Origin of the sequence: Xylanibacter oryzae DSM 17970, from assembly GCF_000585355.1 — a bacterium.
GTDB classification, from domain to species: domain Bacteria; phylum Bacteroidota; class Bacteroidia; order Bacteroidales; family Bacteroidaceae; genus Prevotella; species Prevotella oryzae.
Genome location: NZ_KK073873.1, coordinates 2703099 through 2727943, shown reverse-complemented (window position 1 = coordinate 2727943; position 24845 = coordinate 2703099). Strand labels below are relative to the sequence as shown.

Annotated in this window: 13 protein-coding genes; 11 read left to right on the top strand and 2 right to left on the bottom strand. The window is 36.6% G+C overall.

The window, feature by feature from the left end:
• The first annotated feature begins 186 nt into the window (after nucleotides 1–186).
• The 6 genes from XYLOR_RS11055 (at nucleotide 187) to XYLOR_RS11030 (ending at nucleotide 10907) form a co-directional block, all read left to right on the top strand.
• Nucleotides 187–753: an RNA polymerase sigma-70 factor gene (locus tag XYLOR_RS11055; protein ID WP_036879502.1), complete on the top strand. Its 567-nt coding sequence runs from the start codon at nucleotides 187–189 to the stop codon at nucleotides 751–753.
• A gap of 49 nt (nucleotides 754–802) precedes the next feature.
• Complete coding sequence (locus tag XYLOR_RS11050; RefSeq protein ID WP_036879501.1) at nucleotides 803–1804, top strand: FecR family protein; 1002 nt, start codon at nucleotides 803–805, stop codon at nucleotides 1802–1804.
• Between the two features lie 125 nt (nucleotides 1805–1929).
• Complete coding sequence (locus tag XYLOR_RS11045; protein ID WP_036879499.1) at nucleotides 1930–5307, top strand: SusC/RagA family TonB-linked outer membrane protein; 3378 nt, start codon at nucleotides 1930–1932, stop codon at nucleotides 5305–5307.
• Nucleotides 5308–5376: 69 nt separating this feature from the next.
• Nucleotides 5377–7065 carry a RagB/SusD family nutrient uptake outer membrane protein gene (locus tag XYLOR_RS11040; protein ID WP_169730566.1) on the top strand — a complete coding sequence of 563 codons (1689 nt, stop codon included), beginning with the start codon at nucleotides 5377–5379 and terminating at the stop codon, nucleotides 7063–7065.
• A gap of 17 nt (nucleotides 7066–7082) precedes the next feature.
• A complete protein-coding gene (locus XYLOR_RS11035; RefSeq protein WP_036879495.1) occupies nucleotides 7083–8429 on the top strand; it encodes a glycoside hydrolase family 27 protein in 1347 nt (448 codons plus the stop codon).
• Nucleotides 8430–8729: 300 nt separating this feature from the next.
• Nucleotides 8730–10907: a bifunctional alpha,alpha-trehalose-phosphate synthase (UDP-forming)/trehalose-phosphatase gene (locus XYLOR_RS11030; RefSeq protein WP_036879493.1), complete on the top strand. Its 2178-nt coding sequence runs from the start codon at nucleotides 8730–8732 to the stop codon at nucleotides 10905–10907.
• Between the two features lie 28 nt (nucleotides 10908–10935).
• Here the strand turns inward: XYLOR_RS11030 and XYLOR_RS11025 are convergent, their stop codons facing one another.
• Complete coding sequence (locus tag XYLOR_RS11025) at nucleotides 10936–12735, bottom strand: glycoside hydrolase family 15 protein (RefSeq protein ID WP_036879492.1); 1800 nt, start codon at nucleotides 12733–12735, stop codon at nucleotides 10936–10938.
• Between the two features lie 152 nt (nucleotides 12736–12887).
• Nucleotides 12888–13775 (bottom strand): TIGR01777 family oxidoreductase, encoded by an 888-nt coding sequence (locus XYLOR_RS11020; protein ID WP_036879490.1) that lies wholly within the window; start codon nucleotides 13773–13775, stop codon nucleotides 12888–12890.
• A gap of 754 nt (nucleotides 13776–14529) precedes the next feature.
• Here XYLOR_RS11020 and XYLOR_RS11015 point away from each other — a divergent pair.
• From XYLOR_RS11015 to XYLOR_RS10995, 5 genes are all read left to right on the top strand, one after another.
• Nucleotides 14530–16710, top strand: a complete 2181-nt coding sequence (locus XYLOR_RS11015; protein WP_036879488.1) for an alpha-galactosidase — start codon at nucleotides 14530–14532, stop codon at nucleotides 16708–16710.
• A gap of 155 nt (nucleotides 16711–16865) precedes the next feature.
• Nucleotides 16866–19064 carry a ribonuclease R gene (gene rnr / locus XYLOR_RS11010; protein WP_036879486.1) on the top strand — a complete coding sequence of 733 codons (2199 nt, stop codon included), beginning with the start codon at nucleotides 16866–16868 and terminating at the stop codon, nucleotides 19062–19064.
• Nucleotides 19065–19218: 154 nt separating this feature from the next.
• Nucleotides 19219–19869 (top strand): PAQR family membrane homeostasis protein TrhA, encoded by a 651-nt coding sequence (gene trhA, locus XYLOR_RS11005; protein ID WP_084608602.1) that lies wholly within the window; start codon nucleotides 19219–19221, stop codon nucleotides 19867–19869.
• 16 nt (nucleotides 19870–19885) lie between these two features.
• On the top strand, nucleotides 19886–22141 hold the full coding sequence (locus XYLOR_RS11000) for a ligand-binding sensor domain-containing protein (RefSeq protein WP_051508985.1): 2256 nt from the start codon (nucleotides 19886–19888) through the stop codon (nucleotides 22139–22141).
• A 102-nt stretch (nucleotides 22142–22243) separates the two neighbouring features.
• Nucleotides 22244–24727, top strand: coding sequence for a glycoside hydrolase family 31 protein (locus XYLOR_RS10995; RefSeq protein ID WP_036879481.1), 2484 nt, complete (start codon nucleotides 22244–22246; stop codon nucleotides 24725–24727).
• The last annotated feature ends 118 nt before the right edge of the window (nucleotides 24728–24845 follow it).

Genomic DNA, 24845 nt, shown 5'->3' with positions numbered 1-24845 from the left:
TTTTTTCTCCTAATTATATAATTGTTATTATCAATAGGCTATAACATAATTACAAAAGACAAAATGCGAACGGTATTATCCAATGTAATTGTTTTTGTATATTAAAAAAAGTATTTTGTTGTTTTGCAGGTTAAAATAAATTATGTATTTTTGCCACCAACAAAAGATCGAATACCTATTTCTAATATGAAAGTAATTACTGATAATGGAGAATACGAATTGTTAGAATCCTTGAGTAAAGGAAATTCTAAGGCATTTGATATTATTTTTATTTCATATTATCCCAAAGTAAAGAAATATATTAATGGCTTTATTCATGATGAAGTAGAAGCCGAAAATATATCGCAAGATATTTTTATGAGACTATGGGATAATAGATCTAATGCAAAAAATATAATGAACCTCAATTCTTACCTGTATATGATTTCTCGTAATGAATCCTTAAAAGTTATAGCTAAATCTATAAAATATAAGGACATTTCGGAAGTTGCAAATATCTATAATCCTGAAAGTACAGATAATGATACGTTCTATAACGAATTACTTGATGTCATTCAACATGAAATAGATAAAATGCCAGAGCGTCAGAAACAAGTTTTTGAAATGAGCCGCCGCGACGGAATGAGTAATGATGAAATTTCAAAGACACTAAATATAAGTAAGAGAACAGTAGAAAAACACATATGTAATGCTCTTTCTGATCTAAAAAAGGTGCTGCTAATATACATCACTATATTAATTTACATTTTTTAACTACGTATCTTTTAAATCATTATACTCTTTATAATATACAGATAATATTATGAAGTACAACAATATATATATAATTTTAAGAGCTTTTATTGACGGTGTCATACCGCAAAAATATAAGCGTGATGTTGAATGCTGGATGACTGACAATTCAGACAGGGAGGCAAAAGACGCTGCTTTCGAAAAAATATGGAATGAGACTCCATCAGATTTTGACAATACTACAATGCAGGTGCTCGAAAGAATTCATAATGAAATTGACGATGTAGACCATACACGCAACTTGATACTAAAGATTATGCGGTATGCTGCCGTCATAGCCCTACCTATTATAATCGGTTTGGGGGTATGGAAATATTCGGGCGATTATTATTATAATCAGACAGCCATGACAGAATGCTATGTCTCAAATGGTGATATTAAGGATATAACCCTTTCGGATGGAACGCATGTAAAGTTAAACTCAGGTTCTACATTAGTATATCCAAAATCATTTGGCAGAAAAGAACGAGATGTCATTCTATATGGTGAAGCATTTTTCTCTGTAGCAAAAGATAGATCACATCCCTTTATAGTGCATAATGGTGATATGAGAATAAAAGTATTAGGTACGAAATTCAATGTGAAGGCTTATCCTGATGCAGACAATGTCACAACTACTCTAGTCGAGGGTAGAGTTCAGCTATATTCTGACTGTGTAAGAGGCAACAGTGTTGTTATGACTCCAAATATGGAGGCTGTTTATAATCGTAGAACAGGCAGAATATCATTATCAGATGTTGACACAAGAGAAAATTGTGTATGGACATCTGGTGATTTAAACTTCAATGATGCCGATTTGGCTTCTATAATATATCTAATGGAACGTCATTATGATGTCAAATTTATAGTATCACCGGGAGTCAATCTCAATATAAAATATTCAATGAACTTTAAGTCTTATGAGAAGCTGGATAAGGTCTTGCACATCTTATCAGACGTCTCTGGAAATCTTTCATATAAGAAAGAAGGCAGAACAGTAAAACTATATAGAAAAGGAGGAGCACCGCAATAAAAAGGATGCCAGACAAGCCGTGGGAAAACAAGCATAATCCAGCATCCGAAACCGAATAATCTAATTTAAATCTATAAATAACACGAAATAAATTAATTATATACAGTTTAATCTAATACGAAAGTATGAAAAAAAACTTTTATTACCACCTTTACAAATCAATTAGTAAAGGTAAATATGTTTTCTTAACATTAATTATCATGAATGCGAGCCTTTGTGTTCATGCACAGAATCAGATAATAAAATTATCAGGCTCACAAATGACTGTAAGTTCAGTAATTAAAGCTATACAGAAGCAGACGGGTTTATCTGTCGATTACAGTCAGAACGCATTAAATACAGGTGAAAGAGTTTATATTAACTCAAAGACTGTAAAATTATCTTCTCTTTTGGATGAGATGTTGTCGCCCCAAGGCCTTGGTTATGAAATACAAGATCGCCATGTTATAGTAACAGTAGCAAAGGTTGGCAATAGTAATACTACACAGCCCAAAGCCACCGGAAAGAAAAAAATAACAGGGCATGTAGTTGACTCTCAAGGCGAACCTATAATTGGAGCTTCAATCATTGAGAGAGGAACATCAAATGGTACTGTGACAGACCTAGATGGAAACTTCTCTATTGAAGTAAAAAGCAATAGTAAAATAGCTATATCTTACATAGGATATTCCACTAGAGAATATAATGCAGCCAACGTATCCAAACTATCTATTGCAATGCACGAAAACGATAAGTCGCTCGAAGAGGTCGTTGTTGTAGGATATGGCGTTCAGAAGAAATCTTCTGTTACAGGTGCTATCGTATCTACCGCAGGTAAAGAACTCGCTCAGATACCTACTACGAGTGTTTCTAACACTCTTGCCGGGCGTATGCCGGGCCTTATTGCATACACAAGAAATGGAGAACCCGGTTATGATGACGCCGGATTGCTTATCCGTGGTGTGAGTACGACAGGAGACTCTTCTCCTCTTGTAGTTGTAGATGGTGTTGCAGATAGGGCCGGTGGATTTTCACGTATAGACCCTAATGATATAGAAAGTATATCAGTTCTAAAAGATGCTTCGGCTGCGATATACGGTTCAAGAGCAGCTAATGGCGTTATTCTTGTTACTACAAAACGTGGGCAGAGTGGCGGCAAAATATCTTTCCATTACACAGGTAATGTAGGCTTTAGTACCCCGACTATTTTGCCTGAAATGTGCGACTCATGGCAGTATGCAACACTAAGAAACGAAATTAGGACTACAGTTCCCGGACAATCAGGTGTGGCAGAATATACAGACGAGCAGATTCAGAAATATAAAGATGGTACAGACCCTAACTACCCAAATATAGATATATGGAAAAAAATGATCAGGCCTGCTTTACAGACACAACATAATTTCTCAATTAATGGCAGCAATAAGACCCTGAGTTTTTATGCATCAGGAGGTTACCAATATCAAGATAACTACTATAAGAACTCTGCAAGTAACTACAATCAATATAATCTTCGCTCAAATTTAGATATAACACCTAATAAAAACGTAAAGATTGGAATTAATTTATCAGCAAGACAGGAAGACCGCAATAGTCCGATTACCGGATCTGAGGATATTTGGCGTTATCTTATAAAATATGATCCATGTGTAAACCTAGTTTATCCCGGTACAGACTACCCTACTATAAATGCAGCTCAGGATAGTTTCCAACCCCTGACGGGTGTTACTGATATAGGAGGTTATCAGAAGAATAGGTCAACATATCTGAATGCAGATGTAACTCTTCATCTTGAGACACCATATATAGTTAAAGGACTATCTTTTGATGCAGGTCTTTATCTTGACAGGGCAAATACATTCTACAGAAACTTCAAGAAAAAGTTTTATCTATATGGTTCGGATGGTAATGGCAATTACACACCAACAGCTTATGGTCCGACCAATGCCAGTCTAGATGAAAATATGTCTTATAATACAGGCATTACATTCAATGCTCGTATCAACTATAAGACAACTATTGCAAATGTACATAATATAAGTGCTTTTGTTGCTTACGAACAATACACTTATAGGTCTGATTACTTACAAGGTTACCGCGAAAATTTTGTATCCACACAGATAGACCAGTTATTTGCAGGTGATAAGAAGACACAAAGTAATACAGGTACAGCAAATGAAGCTGCAAGACAGAATTATTTTGGACGTGTAGATTACGATTATAATAATAAATATCTATTCGAGTTCAACTGGCGTTATGACGGTTCAGAAAATTTCCCTAAAGGCAATAGATTCGGTTTCTTCCCCGGAGTATCTCTTGGATGGCGAGTAAGTGAAGAAAACTTCTGGAAAGAGCACATTAAAGCAATAGACTATTTAAAGATTCGTGCATCTTGGGGTGAGATGGGCAACGACAATGTGGATAAATTCCAGTATATTACAGCATATACATTCTCTAATCCGGCAATTCTAAATGGTTCCGCTCAGACAGGTGTATGGTTGAACCGTACAGCCAACCCTAATATTACATGGGAGGTCGCAGATACATATGACGTAGGTCTAGAGGCTAAATTCCTGAGAGACTTTAACTTCGAGTTTGATTGGTTCTATACAAAGCGAAACAATATTCTGGCAACCCGCAATGCCGCCATACCAGAATATGCCGGTTTAAAACTTCCTGATGAAAATATTGGTAAATGCTCTTCCAGAGGTTTCGAAATTTCTCTAGGATGGAACAAGAGAATAAATTCAGACTGGTCGTTAAGAGCAAGTGGAAACTTCTCTTATGCAAAGAGCCGTATAGACTTTATTGATGAACCTTCTACCACTCTAGCATGGCAGCGCCGCACGGGCAATAGCATAGGAACAGACGGAAGTATGTATCTTATGTATCAAGCTGATGGCATTTTCCGTACTAAAGAAGAACTCGCTGCTTACCCTCACGTAAGTAATGCAACAGTTGGTGATCTCCGTTTCCGTGATGTTAATAATGACAAAGTGATAGACGCTAAAGATAAAGTAAGGCAGGATAAGCCAAACATACCACGTATGATGTTCGGTATAAATCTGGGTGTACAATATAAGAACTGGAGTTTGCAAGCTCTTTTCCAGGGTGCAGCTCAAGTATGGCAATATACCTTTATGGAAGCAGGTATTATAGGTAATTTCACAAAAGATTTCTTTGATAATCGTTGGACTGCCAATAATCCGAACTCCAAATATCCAAAGGTCTATAACCGTGATTCCACACCGTCCGGTGCCGGCGACTACCGTAATACATTCTGGCTTGACAATGCATCTTATCTTAGACTCAAGAGCCTGGACTTAGCATATACTTTACCAAAGAAAATGGTACAAAAGATTGGCGTTGAGAATATAACTCTTGCTGTTACAGGCTATAATCTTTTTACTATTACCGGTCTGAAAAATAATGATCCTGAAATCACTGATAACAGTCAGGGATGGGCTGCATGGGTTACGCCACAGTCAAAGGTCATTAATTTCCGTTTAGATCTAACATTCTAATATAATCGTGAAAACATGAAAAAATCTTATTTAAATACTAAAAAGGCATATTTATTTATAGCCCTTTTGATGGCACTAACATCTTGTAGCGACATCTTGAATAAAAGTTCATTGACTGAAATTTCAGATAAAGATATATGGAGTGACCCTCAACTCGTTGAGACTTTCGTAAATGCACGTTACAATCAAGTTAGTCAAGGCTGGACTGAAAGTTGGGAGAGTTCTGTTGTTGACGAGACTCAACTAACATGGGACAGAGGCTGCAACCCAATCAACCTTGGGTATGTAAACTCATCAGATCTTGGTAGATCTAATGGAGCATGGTGGGGTTGGGACAACAGATCATGGTCTACTGTTTGGACAAATATAGCTAACTGCAATATTTTCTTTGAGAATATTGGTTCCGTACCATTTACAGTAGAATCTCAACGTACAAGATATAAAGGTGAGGTAAGATTTATCCGTTGCCTTATGTATTTTGACCTTATGCGCCGATGGGGTGCTATGCCTATTATAACCCATAGCTTCACAATAGATGACCGTGACGTGATTCTTGCACAAAAAAGGAATTCTTACGAAGAATGTGTAAATTTCCTTACTGCCCAACTAGACTCTGCTGCAAAAGAACTACCTGCAAAATATAGTGGTAATGACAATGGAAGAGCAACAAACGTTGCTGCTCTGGCTCTAAAATCAAGAGTACTGCTTTATGCTGCAAGTGACCTCATGAATGTAGGAGTTAAGAATGAATTGATTGGATATACATCCCCCAAATCAAATCGTTGGCGCCTAGCTGCTGATGCTGCCAGTGCCTGTATAGACCTAGCGGTATCTAATGGCTACTCTCTATACAATAAGTATTCTGATGCAACAGAAAATTATAAGCAAATGTGGTTTGATACAAGCAATCCGGAGGTATTGTTTGCTCGTGAAGGCACAACAAGTGCTAATAATGAAGCACTCCCATGTATTGACCAATATAATTTCCCGAACGGTTATGGCGGTTGGGGTGGCAACTGTCCTATACAAGAATTTGTTGACGCTTTTGAAATGAAAGATGGAACAAAATTTGACTGGAACAATAAGCAAGAATCAGCCAATCCTTATGCGAATCGTGACCCTCGTCTTCATGCTAGCGTATTATGCAATGGCGATGAATTTGCAGGTCGCAACCTTGAGACATTTCTGAATGAAGGAGAAAAGGGTGGTGGTAAAGATTCTAAATTTGGCAATGACTCATGGAATACATCCCTCACAGGTTACAATATGCGCAAATTTTTAAACCCGGCCTATGTTGGAAACAGTTGGAATATGCCATATCGCCGCGACTGGATATGGTTGCGTCTAGGTGAACAGTATCTTAATCTGGCTGAAGCTCTTTATGAATGTAATGACGAAGACGGCGCACGTAATGCCTTAAACGTAATACGTAAGCGTGCAGGAATGCCTGATGTTACTGATACCGGTACTGCCTTGTTGGAAAGGATTCGCAATGAGCGTAGAGTAGAGCTTTGTTTTGAAGAACATCGTTATTTTGATGTTCGTAGATGGAAACTTGGAGATGAATATCTGAATAAGACAGTACATGGAATAAAGATAATTAAAAAGTCGGATGGTTCTTATACTTACGATCCTACCGTTGTAGTACAGGAACGTAAATTTATAGAAAGAATGTACTGGCTTCCATTGCCACAGGCAGAACTAGATAAGAATCCGAATCTCATTCAGAATCCCGGATATTCATCAGGCGATAAATAGTAGGTTAATAATATAATATGAAGAAATCATTTTTAGCATTTGCGTTCTTGGTGTTGGCGTCTTTGACAGCCAACGCCAAGATTGGCAATTTTAAACAATGGGCGCAAACACCCCCAATGGGATGGAATAGTTGGGATTGTTATGGTCCTACAGTTACCGAAAAGGAAATAAAAGAGGCTACTGACTACATGTCGGCAAATCTTAAGCAATATGGGTGGAAATATATTGTAGTTGACATAAGATGGTTTGTGGATAACACTAAAGCAGGTGGTTATAATGAAAAAGATCCTATTTTCAATATTGATAAATGGGGACGTTATACACCATCTGTAAAGAAATTCCCTTCAGCTTTGGATGGTAAAGGATTTAAGCCTCTTGCTGATTATATCCACTCAAAAGGTCTGAGGTTTGGTATACATATAATGCGTGGTATTCCTAAGAAGGCTGTAGAAATGAACTTACCTATTAAAGGTACAAATGGAATTAATGCATCGCAAATATTTAACACAGACAATCTTTGCGCATGGTTGCATGATAACTACACAGTTGATGCTACAAAAAAAGGTGCACAGGAATATTATAATTCTTTATTTGAATTATATGCTTCATGGGGTGTAGATTTTATTAAAATAGATGATATGTCAGCTCCATATTACCATAAAGATGAAATTAATATGGTACGTAATGCGATTGATAACTGTGGAAGAAAAATAGTTCTGAGTCTTTCTCCCGGTGAGACTCCAATAGAAAGTGCGGCTCATGTTTCTACACATGCAAACATGTGGCGTATGGTCAACGATGTGTGGGACCAATGGAATGACATTAAACATCTTATGTATGTATCTCAGAAATGGTATCCCTACATTGCATCAGGAACTTGGCCTGATTGCGATATGATTCCTTTAGGACATATAGCAGTGAGGGGTGAGCGTGGTAGCAATCGTATGACTCGTCTTACAAAGGATGAGCAGTATACATTAATGACGTTCTTCTCAATATTCAAATCTCCTTTGATGTATGGAGGTGATTTACCAACTCTTGATGAATTCACCAAGAGTTTGATTACTAACCGTGCGGTTTTGAATATGCATAATAATAGTACAGATGTGCGTCAGATTTTCCAGTCTGAAGACAAATTAGCTATTACATCTAAAGACTCTAAGAGTGGGGCTACTTATCTTGCAATATTCAATATTTCAGATAGTGATAACGTACACATTAATGTAGATATTAAATCACTGAGATTAAAAAGAAAAAATGTAAGAATAGATAATTTATGGACAGGAAAAAGTGAGGTAAATAAGAAGGATAGGATAACCGGAATACTACCTAAACATGGTTGTATTTTGTTAATGTTGAAATAAACAAGAAGAAGGCTGCCTAAATTTATTAGGCAGCTTTTTTCTTGCTTATAATATTTCATTAAAAGGCGTATATATAACAATGCTTTTTATATAATAAATGCTTTTAAACGCTAATTCATTTGGAAGTGTCAAATATTTTATTTAACTTTGTGTGTTGACAATATATATCAATTGATATGTTGTATTGAAATTTTTGCAACGTTACAAGCAGACAGATCTGTCTTGTGATACGTTTTATGCCTCTTTCGTGTTTATTGAACTGGAAACTTTAGTAACTAACCAAATAAAAATAAAGTGTATATGAGAATCTTTATTATATCAAACAGATTACCAATAAAAATAATCAAAGATGAAAATGATGAATTCCAGTTGGTAAAAAGTGAAGGTGGACTGGCTACAGGGTTGGACTCTCTAAATATTCCGAATATGGAAAGGCACTGGATTGGTTGGCCTGGTATGGAAGTAAAAGAACCGAGAGTAAGGAACAAACTAAACAAGACTCTTGATAAGTATAACTACCATCCTGTATATCTGTCAGAAAAGCAAATAAGCCAATATTACGAGGGTTACTCGAACAGTATATTATGGCCATTGTTTCATTATTTCTACTCTTTTGTGGAATATGACGAAAGAAACTGGCGCACATATAAATTCGTAAATGAAAAGTTTTATGAGGAGGCAAGCAAAATAATAAGGTCAGGGGATATCGTATGGGTACAGGATTATCATTTGATGTTATTACCCAAAATGCTTAGAGATGGAATAAAAAATATTAAGATAGGCTACTTCCATCATGTGCCGTTCCCTTCTTATGAGTTATTCAGAGTGTTGCCTGAAAGGGCCGAATTGCTTAGTGGACTACTTGGAGCTGACCTGATAGGATTTCACACATCCGACTATATGAGGCATTTTGCCAGTGCAATATACAGAGTACTAAAACTGAATATAAGACTTGACTGTGTATTGCAAGGACATCATAAAGCATACATCAACGCATTTCCCATGGGCATAAATTATGATATGTACCATGATGCAGCTCTAAAGCCGGAAATGGTGGAACATGTGAAGGAACTTAAAAATAATTATGGGAAAGATAATAAACTGATTTTATCTGTCAACCGACTGGATTATAGCAAGGGTATAATACATCAGATAAAAGGTTTTCATCTCTTCCTAAAAAACCACCCTGAATATAGAGGTAAGGTTTCGTTGATGATGATAATAGTCCCATCACGCGACAACGTAAACAAATATGCAGATCTTAAGAAAATAATAGATGAAAAAATCGGTTCTGTAAACGGTAAATATTCTAACGTAAATTGGGTACCTATATATTATTTCTATCATGGTTTTGACTTTAACGACCTAATCGCAATATACTCTATGGCAGACATCGGTCTAGTTGCACCACTCAGAGACGGAATGAACTTGGTCTCAAAAGAGTATGTGGCTGTAAAAGGAAATGGACATGGAGTACTTATACTAAGTGAGATGGCTGGAGCAGCTGCTGAATTGAGTGATGCTATACTTATTAACCCAAACGATATAAAGCAGATAGAAAATGCTATAGTGAAGGCTATCAGAATGCCTGTTGCAGAACAGGAGCTTAGAATGAAACGAATGCAACTTACGATATCAAGACAAACTGTTGATAAATGGGCTTCCGACTTTATCACTAATCTTATATATGTATGCGATCAAAACTCTCAGATGAATAATAAGGAGATAAATGTGTCGAATAGCAAACAGATTCACAGTTCTTATAAAAATGCTTCACACCGTTTGTTGGTATTTGACTATGACGGAACTCTTTCGGGATTTAAAAATAATCCTGAAGAGGCTTATCCTGAAAAAGAATTATTGCATTTTCTGAAAAAAGCCTCCACTGATAAAAACAATCTGATTATCATTACTAGTGGAAGGGATAAAGACACATTGGAGAGATGGTTTGGGAATCTGAATATTGATCTCGTTGCTGAACATGGTGCTGCTTATAAAGAAGACGGAATATGGAAAGAATTAATAGGAAATGTGGAATGGGATGACGAAATAATACATATACTGAATGAATTTGTAGACAAAACTCCGGGATCACGAATAGAGATGAAGAAGACTGCACTGGTATGGCATTTCAGAAGTGTTGACGACTGGTTGGCAGTACTTCGCGAGCAACAATTGATAAATGCCCTTATAGCTCCATGCAACCGTCATGGACTACAAATGATGAGAGGCAATAAAATTCTGGAAATAAAATATCCCATATATTCAAAAGGAAATGAGATAAAAAGATTATTGAGCAAAGACAGGTATGATTTCATCTTAGCAATGGGAGATGATGTAACTGATGAAGATATGTTTATGGCTGTTCCCAAAAATGGATATAGCATAAAGGTAGGAACAACATCTGACAACGCAAGATATTGTATACCTTTACAGACAGACGTTCTACCTTTCTTATACCATTTATGTGGAATATGAAAATATAGACAGACTTAACAATTGATTGTCAAGGACGTATGAATTTTGAAATTTTGATCTCTTTTGAGAAGAGCATGGCTGTATCAATAAGTGCCAAATGGGAATATGCCTGTGGAAAATTGCCCATCTGCTGTTTAGTGTCGAAATCAAGGTCTTCACTAAAGAGTTTTACATGGTTAGAATATGAAAGTAATCTTTTAAACATCTCAAGTGCTTCATCTTGACGGCCTGTAACAAACAGACCTCTAACCATCCAGAAATTACATATTGTAAAAGCTGATTTAGGCTTTCCGAAGTCATCATGATTATTATATCTGAACATAAGTCCCTTATAGTTAAGATTGGAATATACGGCATCCACTGTTTTCTTATACTTAGGGTCATCTCCAGAAATAAATCCATATTTTTCCATCAACAATAAAGATGAGTCTAAGTCAAGATTGGAATACGTCTGAGAGAAGCTCTGGATCTCATCTTTCCACCCATGTTCCAGAACATCCTGCTTTATCACTTTTGCTTCTTCTCTATAACGCTTTGAATAGTGTTCATTATGCAACATCTCCGATATCTTTGCTGCTCTGTCAAGTGCAACCCAACACATCACTTTGGAAGAGACAAAGTGCTCCTTTTTATTACGTATCTCCCAAATTCCGCTATCAGGATTGCGCCATTCTTTCAAGACAATACGACCTATATGTTTTACTACTTCAAACAAATCCTCAATCTCGTCAAGTGTCCCACTAAAATACCGGTAATACTGATAAATAACATTCATCAGGTATCCATAAACATCATTCTGTTTCTGACAAAATGCGGCATTACCTATTCTGACAGGGCGAGACCCTTTAAAACCTTTGAGATGATTAAGCTCTTTCTCATCTATGTTGCGTTCATAGTGAATCCCATACATTATCTGGAAACTATCTGATTTGGAATGGAGAATATTAGTTATGAATTTCATAAATCTTTTGGCAGCTCCACTATGGCCTATTTGTATTAGGGTCTCAATAGACATGGAGGCATCACGAAGCCAGCAATATCTATAATCCCAATTGCGTACACCACCTATCACTTCAGGTATACTTGTGGTGATGGCGGCCAAAACAGCACCTGTTGGCTGATAAGACATGAGCTTAAGTATCAGCATGCTACGTTCTATGTAATCATCAAATAAAGAATACTTTTTAGAACGGTTAGACCAGTTCAGCCAATATAGTTTGGTACGTGAATACTCAAGATAAACTCTCTCCATATCAATATCGATGACTTTCTGATTGTATGATACAAGCATGAATTCATTTTTGGTGAGTTCAATCTCTCTATTTTTCATTATAGATGTAAAATCAAGACTGGAATATAAATAGATGGCATTCTCAATATTACCTTCCAAACATGTCTTTATGAATTTCGGACCGTATTTATTTACTATATTACCATCTGCATAATTCAATCTTGGATTGTAAACTACCTTGAATTTAGGATGCCCGCCTGTCAATTTTATCATTCTGTATAATTCGGCAGGAGTATAATAATATGATTCGTCTCCTGTTCTGTATCTTGGCATGAAGTCTATAACATCAAAACTATCCTGTTGTGGCGATTCATAAGTTGTTACAAGTACATTGGTATGGGCAAGATATTGCTGTGATATAGTATAATCTGGAGGAACGATTATCTCTATACTACCTCCTTTTTCTTCATCCAATATCTTTCCAAAGGCTGAAGGAGAATCAAAATCAGGAAGGCAAAACCAATCTACGCTGCCTCTTTCTGAGATAATGGCTGCTGTGCGACAATTTCCAACAACTGAATAATTAAGATTTTTCATTGTATTAATGATTTTGTTAGATACTGGCCATGTTGATACAGTCAGATATGCAAATATAACTATTTTTTTGTATCATGCACACATCTATTGATATTATAAAAATATATATTTAAGGTTAGATGCAAAATCATATGCGGATGCTAATATCACCGCTATATATTATCAAGTTTGGGATAATCAAATTTGAATCCGGCATCTATAATTTTTTGATTACTCACTCTTGAACCATACAACATCATATCTGACATATCTCCAGTCATCAACTTTACTAAAAAAGCGGGAATATTGGGAAGAATAGATTTCTTGTTAAGTGAAGCAAGCATATATCTGGAAAAATCATTCATAGTAATTTGCTGAGTGGATACTGCATTGAAAATACCACTGATACGATCATCTGTAAGTATGAAATAATACAGCTTAACCAAATCGCGTATATCTATCCACGGCAAGAATTGTGATCCATCCCCCATTGCTATATTAAGACCCATTTGGGCAAATGGAACCATCTTCTTATACAAGCCACCATCTTTACCGATTACTACACCTTTTCTTAGTATCACGACACGCTTTGCTACATCACTAAAACTTAGGGCAGAAGCTTCCCACTGTCTGCAGACAGAAGCTAGAAAATCATTTCCAGGGTGATCTGTTTCTACAAATATTTTTTGAGAAGTAACAGCTCCATAGAATCCAACAGCGGAAGATGATATAAATGTATCTATCCGGATGCCAAGTCTTCTGATACATGATAGAAGCAGTTCTATAGGCTTTGTCCTGCTTTCCACTATCTCAATCTTACGCTTTGATGTCCAACGCTTCTCTCCCATATTCGTTCCTGTCATATTAACAATGGCATTGACACCATCAAAGGCTTCCTTATCTATGAAACCATTTTCTACGTCCCATTTATAATATGATATAAGATTACTATGGCTGACTCTGCCTCGTGACAATACGTTTACCTCAAAACCACAATCCAACAAATAAACAGTCAAGGCTTTTCCCAAGAAACCTGTTCCTCCTGCAATAAGTATCTTCATAATCCCCTCCTTTTTTCGCAAATATAGTAATTATGATGATACAGTTGTCACAAAATATAAAAAATAATCATATTGTATGCATATCAAAACTGAAATATGTGATGATATTAATTCTTTTGTGTGCTATAAAGCATGTGTGCTCGCACACAAAGCCTTGATATAAATCAAGAAAGTGCCTATTTTAGGCACAAAAGATAATAAAACTATTGACTTGAGAGAATATTCGTTGTATCTTTGCAGTGTAAAAAGATAGAAGGATAACAACAAAGGAAAATTGATAGGATTAGTTAAGGTAAAAAAAAGATTGTAAAGGATACAGAACAATAGGTTGAGGTTAAGGTAAAAAGAAAGAAAAGGATAACTTGGAGATGTCGTGAGGCATGTACTAAAAGTAAATAACAAAATAAAGAAAGGAAAAAGATTATGACAGGATTAACATTTATGTGCTGTATGGCTGCTCTATTTTTCGCAGCATCAGCAGTAATTAACGGAACCATCGAGAGTAGCAAATAACCGGATGGTTTTATTTTGAAAACGTATTAGAAATACAATATAAGTGGCTCAGCTCTTTCAGAAAGAGTTGAGCCTTTTTCTTTTTATTTACATCAAAAAAACGAGCCACAATAAATCATAGATTAATATTCTGAACTACATCTAGAAGACTTCTACAAAAACAATTTATTCAATAAAAGTACCGGACAGAAGTATTAATTAGTTATATTTTAATATCTTTGTAACTAGAAAAATTTTAATCATGAAAAAACTTACATTTATATTCGTCGTATTATTGTCTATGACCGCAAATGTATGGTCAAAAACAAATATTGTTATTTCTACCGACAACACACAACTTATATTGCAGGTGAAGGAGAACGGTAGACTATACCAGACTTATCTGGGTGAAAGACTCGCTGATGGTACTGATCTTGACTTATTGGATATGCCTCGCACAAATGTCACTCAAACTCAAACAAAGGGTAATGAAGTGTATCCGGTAATGGGTACTGAAGATTATTTTGAACCGGCAATGGAGATAAGACATGTAGACGGTAATGCTACTTCTATACTAAAATATATATCACATTCGTCAAAGGCTATCAACGGTGGTACAGAAACCATAATAAAACTCAAGGATGATTTGTATCCCGTAAATGTTACTCTACATTTCGCTGCTTACGAAAAGGATAATATAATAAAGGAGTGGACAGAAATAAGTCATAACGAGAACGGACTGGTAAGTCTAAGCCGTTATGCTTCATCTATGTTATACTTCGAGGAAAGTAAATATTTCTTGACTGAATTTCACAGCGATTGGGCAAAAGAAATGCAGATGACTAAGACACCGTTGATATATGGCAAAAAAGTAATAGATACACGATTGGGTACACGTGCGGCTATGTTCTCACAGCCATTCTTTGAAGTGGGTCTCGGTGAAGATGTAGCCGAGAATAGCGGTAAAGTCTTGATGGGCACAATCGGATGGACCGGAAATTTTCGTTTTACATTTGATATAGACCATGATAATGAATTGAGAATAATAAGCGGCATCAACCCTGATGCTTCGTGCTATATGCTGAAAAAAGGCGAGGTGCTGAAGACACCTGAGTTTATTTTCACACTAAGCACAAAAGGTATTGGAGAAGGTAGCCGAAATTTCCAGAGATGGGCTATGAAATACCAATTGCGCAAAGGTGATGGTGACAGATATACACTGCTTAACAACTGGGAGAATACTTACTTCAACTTTGATGAAGCAAAACTAACAAGTCTGTTTAAGGAGGCTAAGGACCTTGGCGTTGACCTCTTCTTACTAGACGACGGATGGTTCGGCAATAAATATCCTCGTAAAGATGACCATGCCGGATTAGGAGACTGGCAGGCTACCAAGACTAAGTTGCCAAACGGCATTCCATATCTAGTGAAAGCAGCTAATGAGGCCGGCGTAAAATTTGGAATATGGATAGAACCAGAAATGGTAAATCCGAAGAGCGAACTGGCTGAGAAACATCCAAATTGGATGCTTAAACTACCGAACCGTGAAACCTACTATTATCGCAACCAGCTGGTCCTTGACCTGACAAATCCTAAAGTTCAAGATTTTGTTTTCGGCATAGTAGACAATATAATGACAGAAAACCCCGGACTGAAATTCTTTAAGTGGGACTGCAACAGTCCTATAACAAACATATACTCTACTTACGAAAAGGAAAAACAGGGGAATCTATATGTCGACTATGTGAAAGGATTATATAATGTGCTGCAGAGAATACAGAAAAAATATCCCGACCTTACATTGATGATGTGCTCCGGTGGTGGCGGAAGATGCGACTACGAAGCCCTAAAATATTTTGATGAATACTGGTGCAGCGACAATACGGACCCTGTAGAGAGACTATATATACAATGGGGATTCTCTCAGTTTATGCCAGCCAAGGCAATGTGTTCTCATGTAACTAACTGGAATAGGACATCAAGTATTAAATTCAGAGTGGATGTGGATATGAGTTGCAAACTTGGTTTTGACATAGATCTTAAAAGTTTAAAAGCCAACGAGATGCAGTTCTGCAAAGAAGCGGTTAAAGAGTATAACCGTCTTAAACCATTAATATACAGTGCCAATATTTACCGCCTTGCATCACCTTATAATGGAGACCACTGTGTGATACAGCGCGTATCAGACGATAAGACACATGCTTTGGTCTTCGCCTATGATATTCACCCAAGATTTATGGCTAACCTGCTACCGACCAAAATGGAAGGACTTAATCCATCAGCACTTTATACAGTAAAAGAAGTCAATCTGATGCCAGGTGAAAAGTCAAAATTGTCATTCGACAACAAAACATACACAGGTGATTATCTTATGAAAATAGGACTGATGATAACAAGTACAAACGAAATGAGTAGCCGAATCATAGAAATGACGCAAAAATAAAAGATGGCATTATAATAATACTGTCACCAATGCAACCAAGGCCTAAATAATTTTCAATTTATAAAAAAAGATATGCATTTATTGATTATTGCAAATTATTTAGTACCTTTGCGATATATAGAGTTTAGGATTAATCTAAATTAAACATAAATATTATGGGAAAGAACAAGAAAGGTGGCAAAAGGATGTCGAAGAAGCAGATTGTAGAAGCATTACAAGACTTTTTCGAGAGCAATCCTAACGAAACATATAGCTTTAAACAGATATTCAGATCATTACGTCTTGATACTCATCCGCTTAAGATGTTGGCAATAGATGTAATGGAAGAGATGGCATGGGATGATTATATAAGTAAAGTATCTGAAAGCTCTTACCGACTGAACATGAAGGGACAGGTACAGGAAGGCAAGTTTGTACGCAAGAGTAATGGCAAAAACAGTTTCTTGCCTGATGACGGTGGAGAACCTGTGTTTGTAGCCGAGCGTAACTCTATGTTTGCACTTAACGGTGACAAAGTAAGAGTTTCATTCTTAGCTCGCCGACAGAATCATATCAAGGAGGCCATGGTTACTGATATTCTGGAACATGGCAAAGATACATTCGTAGGCAGACTACGTATTGACAAGGATTTGGCTTTTTGTGTAACCGAAAGCAATCTGTTTGTACATGATATCATTATACCGAAAAGGAAACTCAAAGGCGGTAAGACTGACGACAAGGTAGTGGTAAAAATCATACAATGGCCTAGTAAAGAGAATAAGAACATCGTAGGAGAAATCCTTGACGTATTAGGCCAGAAAGGTGATAACGATGTAGAGATGAATTCTATACTGGCCACTTACGGACTTCCATATGTATATCCTAAAAATGTAGAAGAAGCCGCAGACAAGATCAGCGGAGAAATAACTGACCAGGATTACAAGGAACGTGAGGACTTCCGTGATGTAACCACATTCACTATCGATCCAAAAGATGCCAAGGACTTTGATGATGCTCTGTCTATAAGACAACTGCAAAAGGGTCTATGGGAAGTTGGTGTACACATAGCTGATGTTTCACATTACGTTACTGAGGGTTCTATTATAGATAAGGAGGCTGTAAGCCGAGCTACTAGTATATATTTGGTAGACCGCACCATACCTATGTTGCCTGAAAGACTGTGCAACTTTATCTGTTCTTTGCGCCCTAACGAAGAAAAGCTTTGTTATAGTGTAATATTCGAGATGGATGAGGATGCAAACATAAAGAAGTGGCATCTGGCTCACACTGTAATAAAGAGTAATCGAAGGTTTGCTTACGAAGAAGTGCAATCCATACTTGAAGATAATGGCGTTGTGGACGGAACAGGTGAACCGGCTCCGCAAGCAGGCAAAGATGGATATAAAGGTGAATACGCTAATGAACTCATTCAACTTGACAGACTGGCTAAAAAGCTAAGGGCTGCAAGATTCAAAAACGGTTCTGTGAAATTCGACCGCGAAGAGTTGCATTTCGATATAGATGACAAGGGCAAACCCACACGTTGCTACTTCAAGAAGTCTAAAGATGCCAACAAGTTGGTAGAAGAATATATGCTTATCGCTAACCGTACAGTAGCTGAGAGCATTGGAAAAGTAAAGAAAGGTGTAAAAGCCAAGACTCTGCCATATCGTATACACGACAATCCAGACCCAACAAAGTTGGAGACTCTGAAACAGTTTATTGTAAAATTCGGCTATAAACTAAAGACAGCAGGTACTAAAGGTGAAATATCCAGAAGCCTCAACAAACTGATGGATGACTGCGGTGGCAAGAGAGAACAAAAACTAATCGAGATGGTTGCTCTTAGAGCCATGATGAAGGCTAAATATAGTGTTCACAACATCGGTCACTATGGACTGGCATTCGAATACTATACTCACTTTACAAGTCCAATACGCCGTTATCCAGACACGATGGTTCACCGCTTGCTGACACGTTATCAAGAAGGTGGACGAAGTGGAAACAAAGATCATTACGAAGAACTTTGTGTGCACTGCTCCGACATGGAGCTGGTAGCTGCAACTGCAGAAAGAGACAGCATAAAGTATAAGATGGTAGAGTTTATGAGTGATAAGGTAGGCAATACATATGATGCACATATCAGCGGTATCACATCTTATGGCATATACTGCGAAATAAATGAAAACCACTGTGAAGGTATGGTACCAATCCGCGATCTTGGTGATGACTATTACGATTTCGATGAGAAGAACTACTGTCTTATTGGTCGGCGTCACCACAACAAGTATCTGCTTGGTGATGAGATAAAAATTCAGGTAGCAAAAGCTAATCTTGAGAAGAAACAACTTGACTTCACTATTGCAGACGAATAAAGATATAAAGGCTTTATGTAAATTATCAATAGTTCTATAACATGTTAAGAGCCCGATAATGGCATGAACATTGTCTGTTAAAGCCTAATAATTTTGTAATTGTCGTTTATTATTCTTACCTTAGCGGGCGAAATAATAAACGACAATTTTTCTTATGATACGATATACTAAGAGTGAAGAACTTATCAATACATGGTCGCATGCTGCAGGTATTGCTCTGGGCGTAGTAGCAGGAATCATATTCCTTAATATATGCTTTAAGGGTCATAACAGTTGGGCTATTATAGGTGTAATTCTATATCTGGTTGGTATGCTTGGGTCTTATATTTCATCAACAGTATATCATGCTATTCCGGCACATTATCATCATACTAAAGAGATTTCCAGGAAATATGACCATGCAGCTATTTACTGGCATATAGCAGGTAGTTATTCGCCTCTAACTCTTATAGCCCTTAGGCAACAGGGATATTGGGGATGGGGAATATTCATTTTCGTATGGCTGTGTGCAATAACTGGGACAATTACAAGTTTTGTGAAACTTAAAGAGCATAGCAACTTCGAAACTATATGCTTCATAGGTATGGGGCTCTCTGTAATGGTTGCTTTCAAACCACTTCTTGATAATGTAGGTACGAATGTTATGATATGGATTGGAGCTGAGGGTGTATCGTACATTACAGGAGCACTCTTCTACAGCCTAAATAAAAAGAAGTACATGCATTCCGTATTCCACTTTTTTGTTTTAGGAGGCAGTATATGTCATATTATTGCTGTATGGGATGTACTGATGGAATACATTTAAATAATTCATATGAACGATGAGACTAACAATACGAAATAATATTACTAGAATAATACTGATCGTATTATGTTTCTTTGTTTTCTCAGCGAAGGCTTCTGACGAAATATTCTCGTGCCTTGATGCAAAAGACGGACTATGTGACAATATGGTACTGCAAATGCTGCAGTTATCAGATGGGCGTATGATTATAACTACTGCCGGTAATGTGAACATGTACGACGGTTTCCAATTCTCATACATACACAAGAAAGACAACTATTATTTCCCAATTACATCATATCGCGGTTTTTATCATCTATATCTTGATAAGAACGACAGACTATGGGTAAAGGACTGGCAAAAGTTGTTGTGTATGGATATAAGAAATATGAGTTATACTAAAAATATAAAATCATATTTCAAAAGAATGGGAGTGAATGAAAAAATAAACGACTTCTTTATTGATTCTCAAAAAAACATATGGTTGATTACTGACCGAGGACTTCTTAATTTTGATTTGCACAAATATTATAATGCTCCTAAAGATGCGGGTAATCTTTTAGATCTAGATACAGACAGAAACAAATTATATCTTTTCTATCAGGATGGTGAAGTGGTGTGCATTGATATGCACTCTCGTAGCATCCTATTTAGAGTTTCTGCATACAAAAAAGAAGAACAGGCAATGTTTGGAAATACATCGCTTGTAGTAAAAGGTCCGGGCAATATATTCTATCAACTGAGGAATGGTACTAAATCAGGTTTTTTCTCTTTTAATACAAACACACGAAAATGGAAAAAGTTGATGCAGAAGGACTATGTCTTTCATACACTAGTGGTGACAAAACATAATAGGGCTTTTATAACTTGTCCTAAAGGATATTGGAATATCGATCTTAACAATAACAAATATACATACAATGATCGTCTGAAGTTATCTGACGGGACTGTTGTTATCACCGGACTGAATACCATGTGTATAGACAAACAGGGTGGATTATGGTTTGGCACATATAACCGTGGGATATTATATGCTTCACCATACAAAAGTGCTTTCTCATTGATTCCGAATTATAAACCGGATAAACCTGTGATCAACAATACAATATATCACGGTAAAAGATATAACACAGTATACCGTGACAGCCGCGGATGGGTATGGTGTGGAACTAATGATGGACTGAGATTATTTATCGGCAATAGTGAAAAGACATATTATACAGAAGATGGACTATGCAATAATCTGGTGCACTCTATCATAGAAGATAAAAAGCATCATTTATGGGTTAGTACAAGTTATGGAATATCTGAGATAAAAATAGGTAAAAAACCCTATGATCTGACTTTTATTAACTTTCAAAAAGAGAATGGTATACAAAAGCATGACTATATTAACGGTATGGCAATATGCAAAACCAATGGTATAATAATGTTGCAGGGAGTTAACGGATGGACAATATTCAATCCCGATAGTATAAGACTTCCTAATTACAGGATAAACCCTTTACTGATAAATGTATATATACAGGGTAAAAAATATGATATAAACAAACCTTTAAGGTTAGATTACAATAACAATTCATTGTCTTTCGATTTTTCTGCACTTAATTATATACGTCCGGAACAGACTTTTTATCGTTACAGACTTGAGAACAAAAGCGATAAGTGGAATGTAATATCTGCCAACCAACAAGGTGGGGCTGTAGACTCAAAGGGTATACTACATCTATCTTTTGTGGAATTACCTCCAGGTAAATACACATTGCAGGTCATGGCATCAATGAATAAAAATCAATGGCAGGGAGAGATAAAAACAATATCATTCGAAATCTGCGCTCCATGGTGGGATACTACTGCAGCTCATTATATATACGGAATATTATGCATACTAATCTTATCCATCAGTGTTGCTATTTATATTAAGAAGATGAGAGTGAAAATGATGGAAAAGCATCATGAAGAAATGACGATGATGAAAAATGAGATGGTCTTTGTAAGTAAAGTGACAGCATTTGTAGAACAGAATATATCAAACTCTAAATATTCAGTAGAACTATTAAGTAAGGACATGTGTATGGATCGTACGGGATTGTATAAGAAGTTATCAGCTCTATTAGACAAGTCGCCAACTATGTTTATACGTGATATTCGTCTTGAACATGCTGCAAAATTGTTAAGAAATGGGACTATGAATATAAGTGAGATAGCTGAAGCTGTAGGGTTCTCTTCTTCCAGTTATCTAAGTAAATGCTTTCAAGATAAATACGGTTGTAAACCTTCAGAATACAAGTAGATTAACTATTTTCAACGAGATTGTTATACGTATCAACAAATGTTTTATCGTTTTAACGACAAAATATATAACTTTGCCAGATAATTATAACAATCTAACAATATGAAGAAAAGTTTAATATTATTTGCATTATTAGTTGTGTCCTGTTGCATCATGGGACAGGACTTTAACAAGACTAAAAATGGGGTAAAAATTGATATCCCATCACAAAAAGTAACAGAGGAAATAACATTTTACTCACCTTATATAGTAAGGGTGGTAAAGTATCCAATGTCGATGCTAACAGCACCTGCCAAAAAAAGTTATTCCGTGATAATGAATCCGGTAAAGACAGATATAAAGTATCTGGATCAAGGCAATGATATCATATTAAAGTCTGAGTCTATAATAGTACTTATAAACAAGGATAACGGTGAAGTGTCTTTCAAGGATTGCAAAGACAATAAACTTCTGACCGAAAAGGGATCTGGATATGAGAAACATATTGGTGATGCTAACAATGGAAAATACAAATTCAGACAATCATTTGTTCTGGATAAAGACGAAAGCATATTCGGACTAGGCCAACGTCAATGCCCAACTCTAAACCAGCGAGGTCAACATGTAACGATATGGAGTGGCAATACTAACATCACTATACCTTATTTCACATCCGACAAAGGTTATGGACTGTATTGGGACAATGCCGGTAAGTCATACTTTGACGATTCTCCAGAAGAGACATCATTCAAGTCGGATGTCGCAATGATGGAAGATTATTATTTTATGTATAAAGACGGAACTCAAGATGGTGTCGTAAAACAAATACGTACTCTTTCTGGTCAGGCTACAATGTTCCCTCTTTGGGCAATGGGGCACTGGCAGAGTCGCGAACGCTACAAAAGCACAGATGAATTATGCTCCGTGGTAGATAAATACAGAGAACTACAAATACCATTAGACGGTATTGTACAAGACTGGCAATATTGGGGATGTGATTCTAACTGGAATGCTATGCGTTTTATGAATCCTCATTATATCAACAAGATGGGCGATAAAGCATGGGACAAGTTCTTGCCTAACGACGAAGACAAAAAGGCAGACTACAAAACCTTGAGAATTAAGACTCCTGAAGACATGATAACATATGTGCACTCACAGAATGCTCATTTTGTTATATCAATATGGGCTAGTTTTGGTCCTTGGACACAACAATATAAAGAACTTAAAAAGATTGGTGCTTTGTTACCTTTCGAAACGTGGCCAATGAAATCCGGTGTGCGTCCTTATGATCCATTCAATCCAAAAGCAAGGGATATATATTGGAAATATCTTACCAATCTTTATAAGATGGGTATAGATGCATGGTGGACTGATTCTTCAGAACCAGACCACTTTGAGAAGCCCGGAGATAATGATTATATGACTTATGATGGCACATGGCTAAGCGTAAAAAATGCATTTCCATTGATGACAAACAAAGGTATATACGAACACCAGCGTGCTATGAAAGGTAATGACAAACGTTCAGTACAGATGACACGTTGCGGAGCATTCGGCCTACAGCATTATGGTACTTTCAGTTGGAGCGGTGACATCACAAGCAGATGGGATGTGATGAAAAATCAAATACCATCGGGATTGAATTATGTAATATGTGGTATACCATACTGGAACAATGATATAGGCGGTTTCTTCGGTTGGGACTATAATAACGATCCAAAAAATCCTGCACTTCAAGAGTTACAGGTAAGATGGATGCAGTGGGGTGCATTTATGCCTCTTATGAGAAATCACTGTTCTTCGCCTATGAGAGACGAGTTATACTGTTTCGGTAATAAAGGAGACTGGGCTTTTGATATACAGAAAGAGTATATACAATTACGTTATCGCATGTTACCTTATATATATAGTAATGCAGGCGATGTCGTACTAAATAGCGGTAGCATGATTCGTCCACTGGTAATGGACTTTGTGAACGACAAAAAGGCTATAAACAGAGATGACGAATACCTATTTGGCCGCAACATCCTTGTTAAACCGGTTACTGACCCTCTATACACATGGAAGGATGAAAACAAACGCGGTCATCTTTCTTATCCTGATATAACAAAGGCTGCTGCCGGAGTTAATGTATATCTACCTGAAGGTACTGAGTGGTATGATTTCTGGACTAATCAAAAGATAGAAGGTGGACGTGAGATAAGCAAGGCTTGCCCTATCAACATAATGCCCGTTTATGTTAGAGCCGGTTCTATTATCCCATTTGGTCCTAATGTAGAATATGCAAAAGAGAAACCTTGGAATAATTTGGAAATAAGAGTATATCCAGGTAAAGACGGTTCTTTTACTCTATACGAAGATGAAGGTGATAACTATAATTACGAAAAAGGACAATACTCACTGATTACTTTCAAGTGGAATGACAAGGAACATACACTTACGATAGCAGATCGTACCGGTAAATTTAAGGGTATGCTAAAAGAAAGGCAGTTCCGTATCGTATTAGTAAACAATAATACACCTGCAGGAAACGAAGCTATTGACAACGAGAATGCATCAACTAATGTTAGATATTCTGGAAAAGAAGTCAAAATTAATATGTAAGGAGTTATTTAATCCCTTACAAAAAACAAACATAACGAAAAAGTAACTTTAAGGAAGATTATTTCAGATATTCGAGAATAGAAGATGAATATCACGATAACAAAAATGGGCGCTCCTT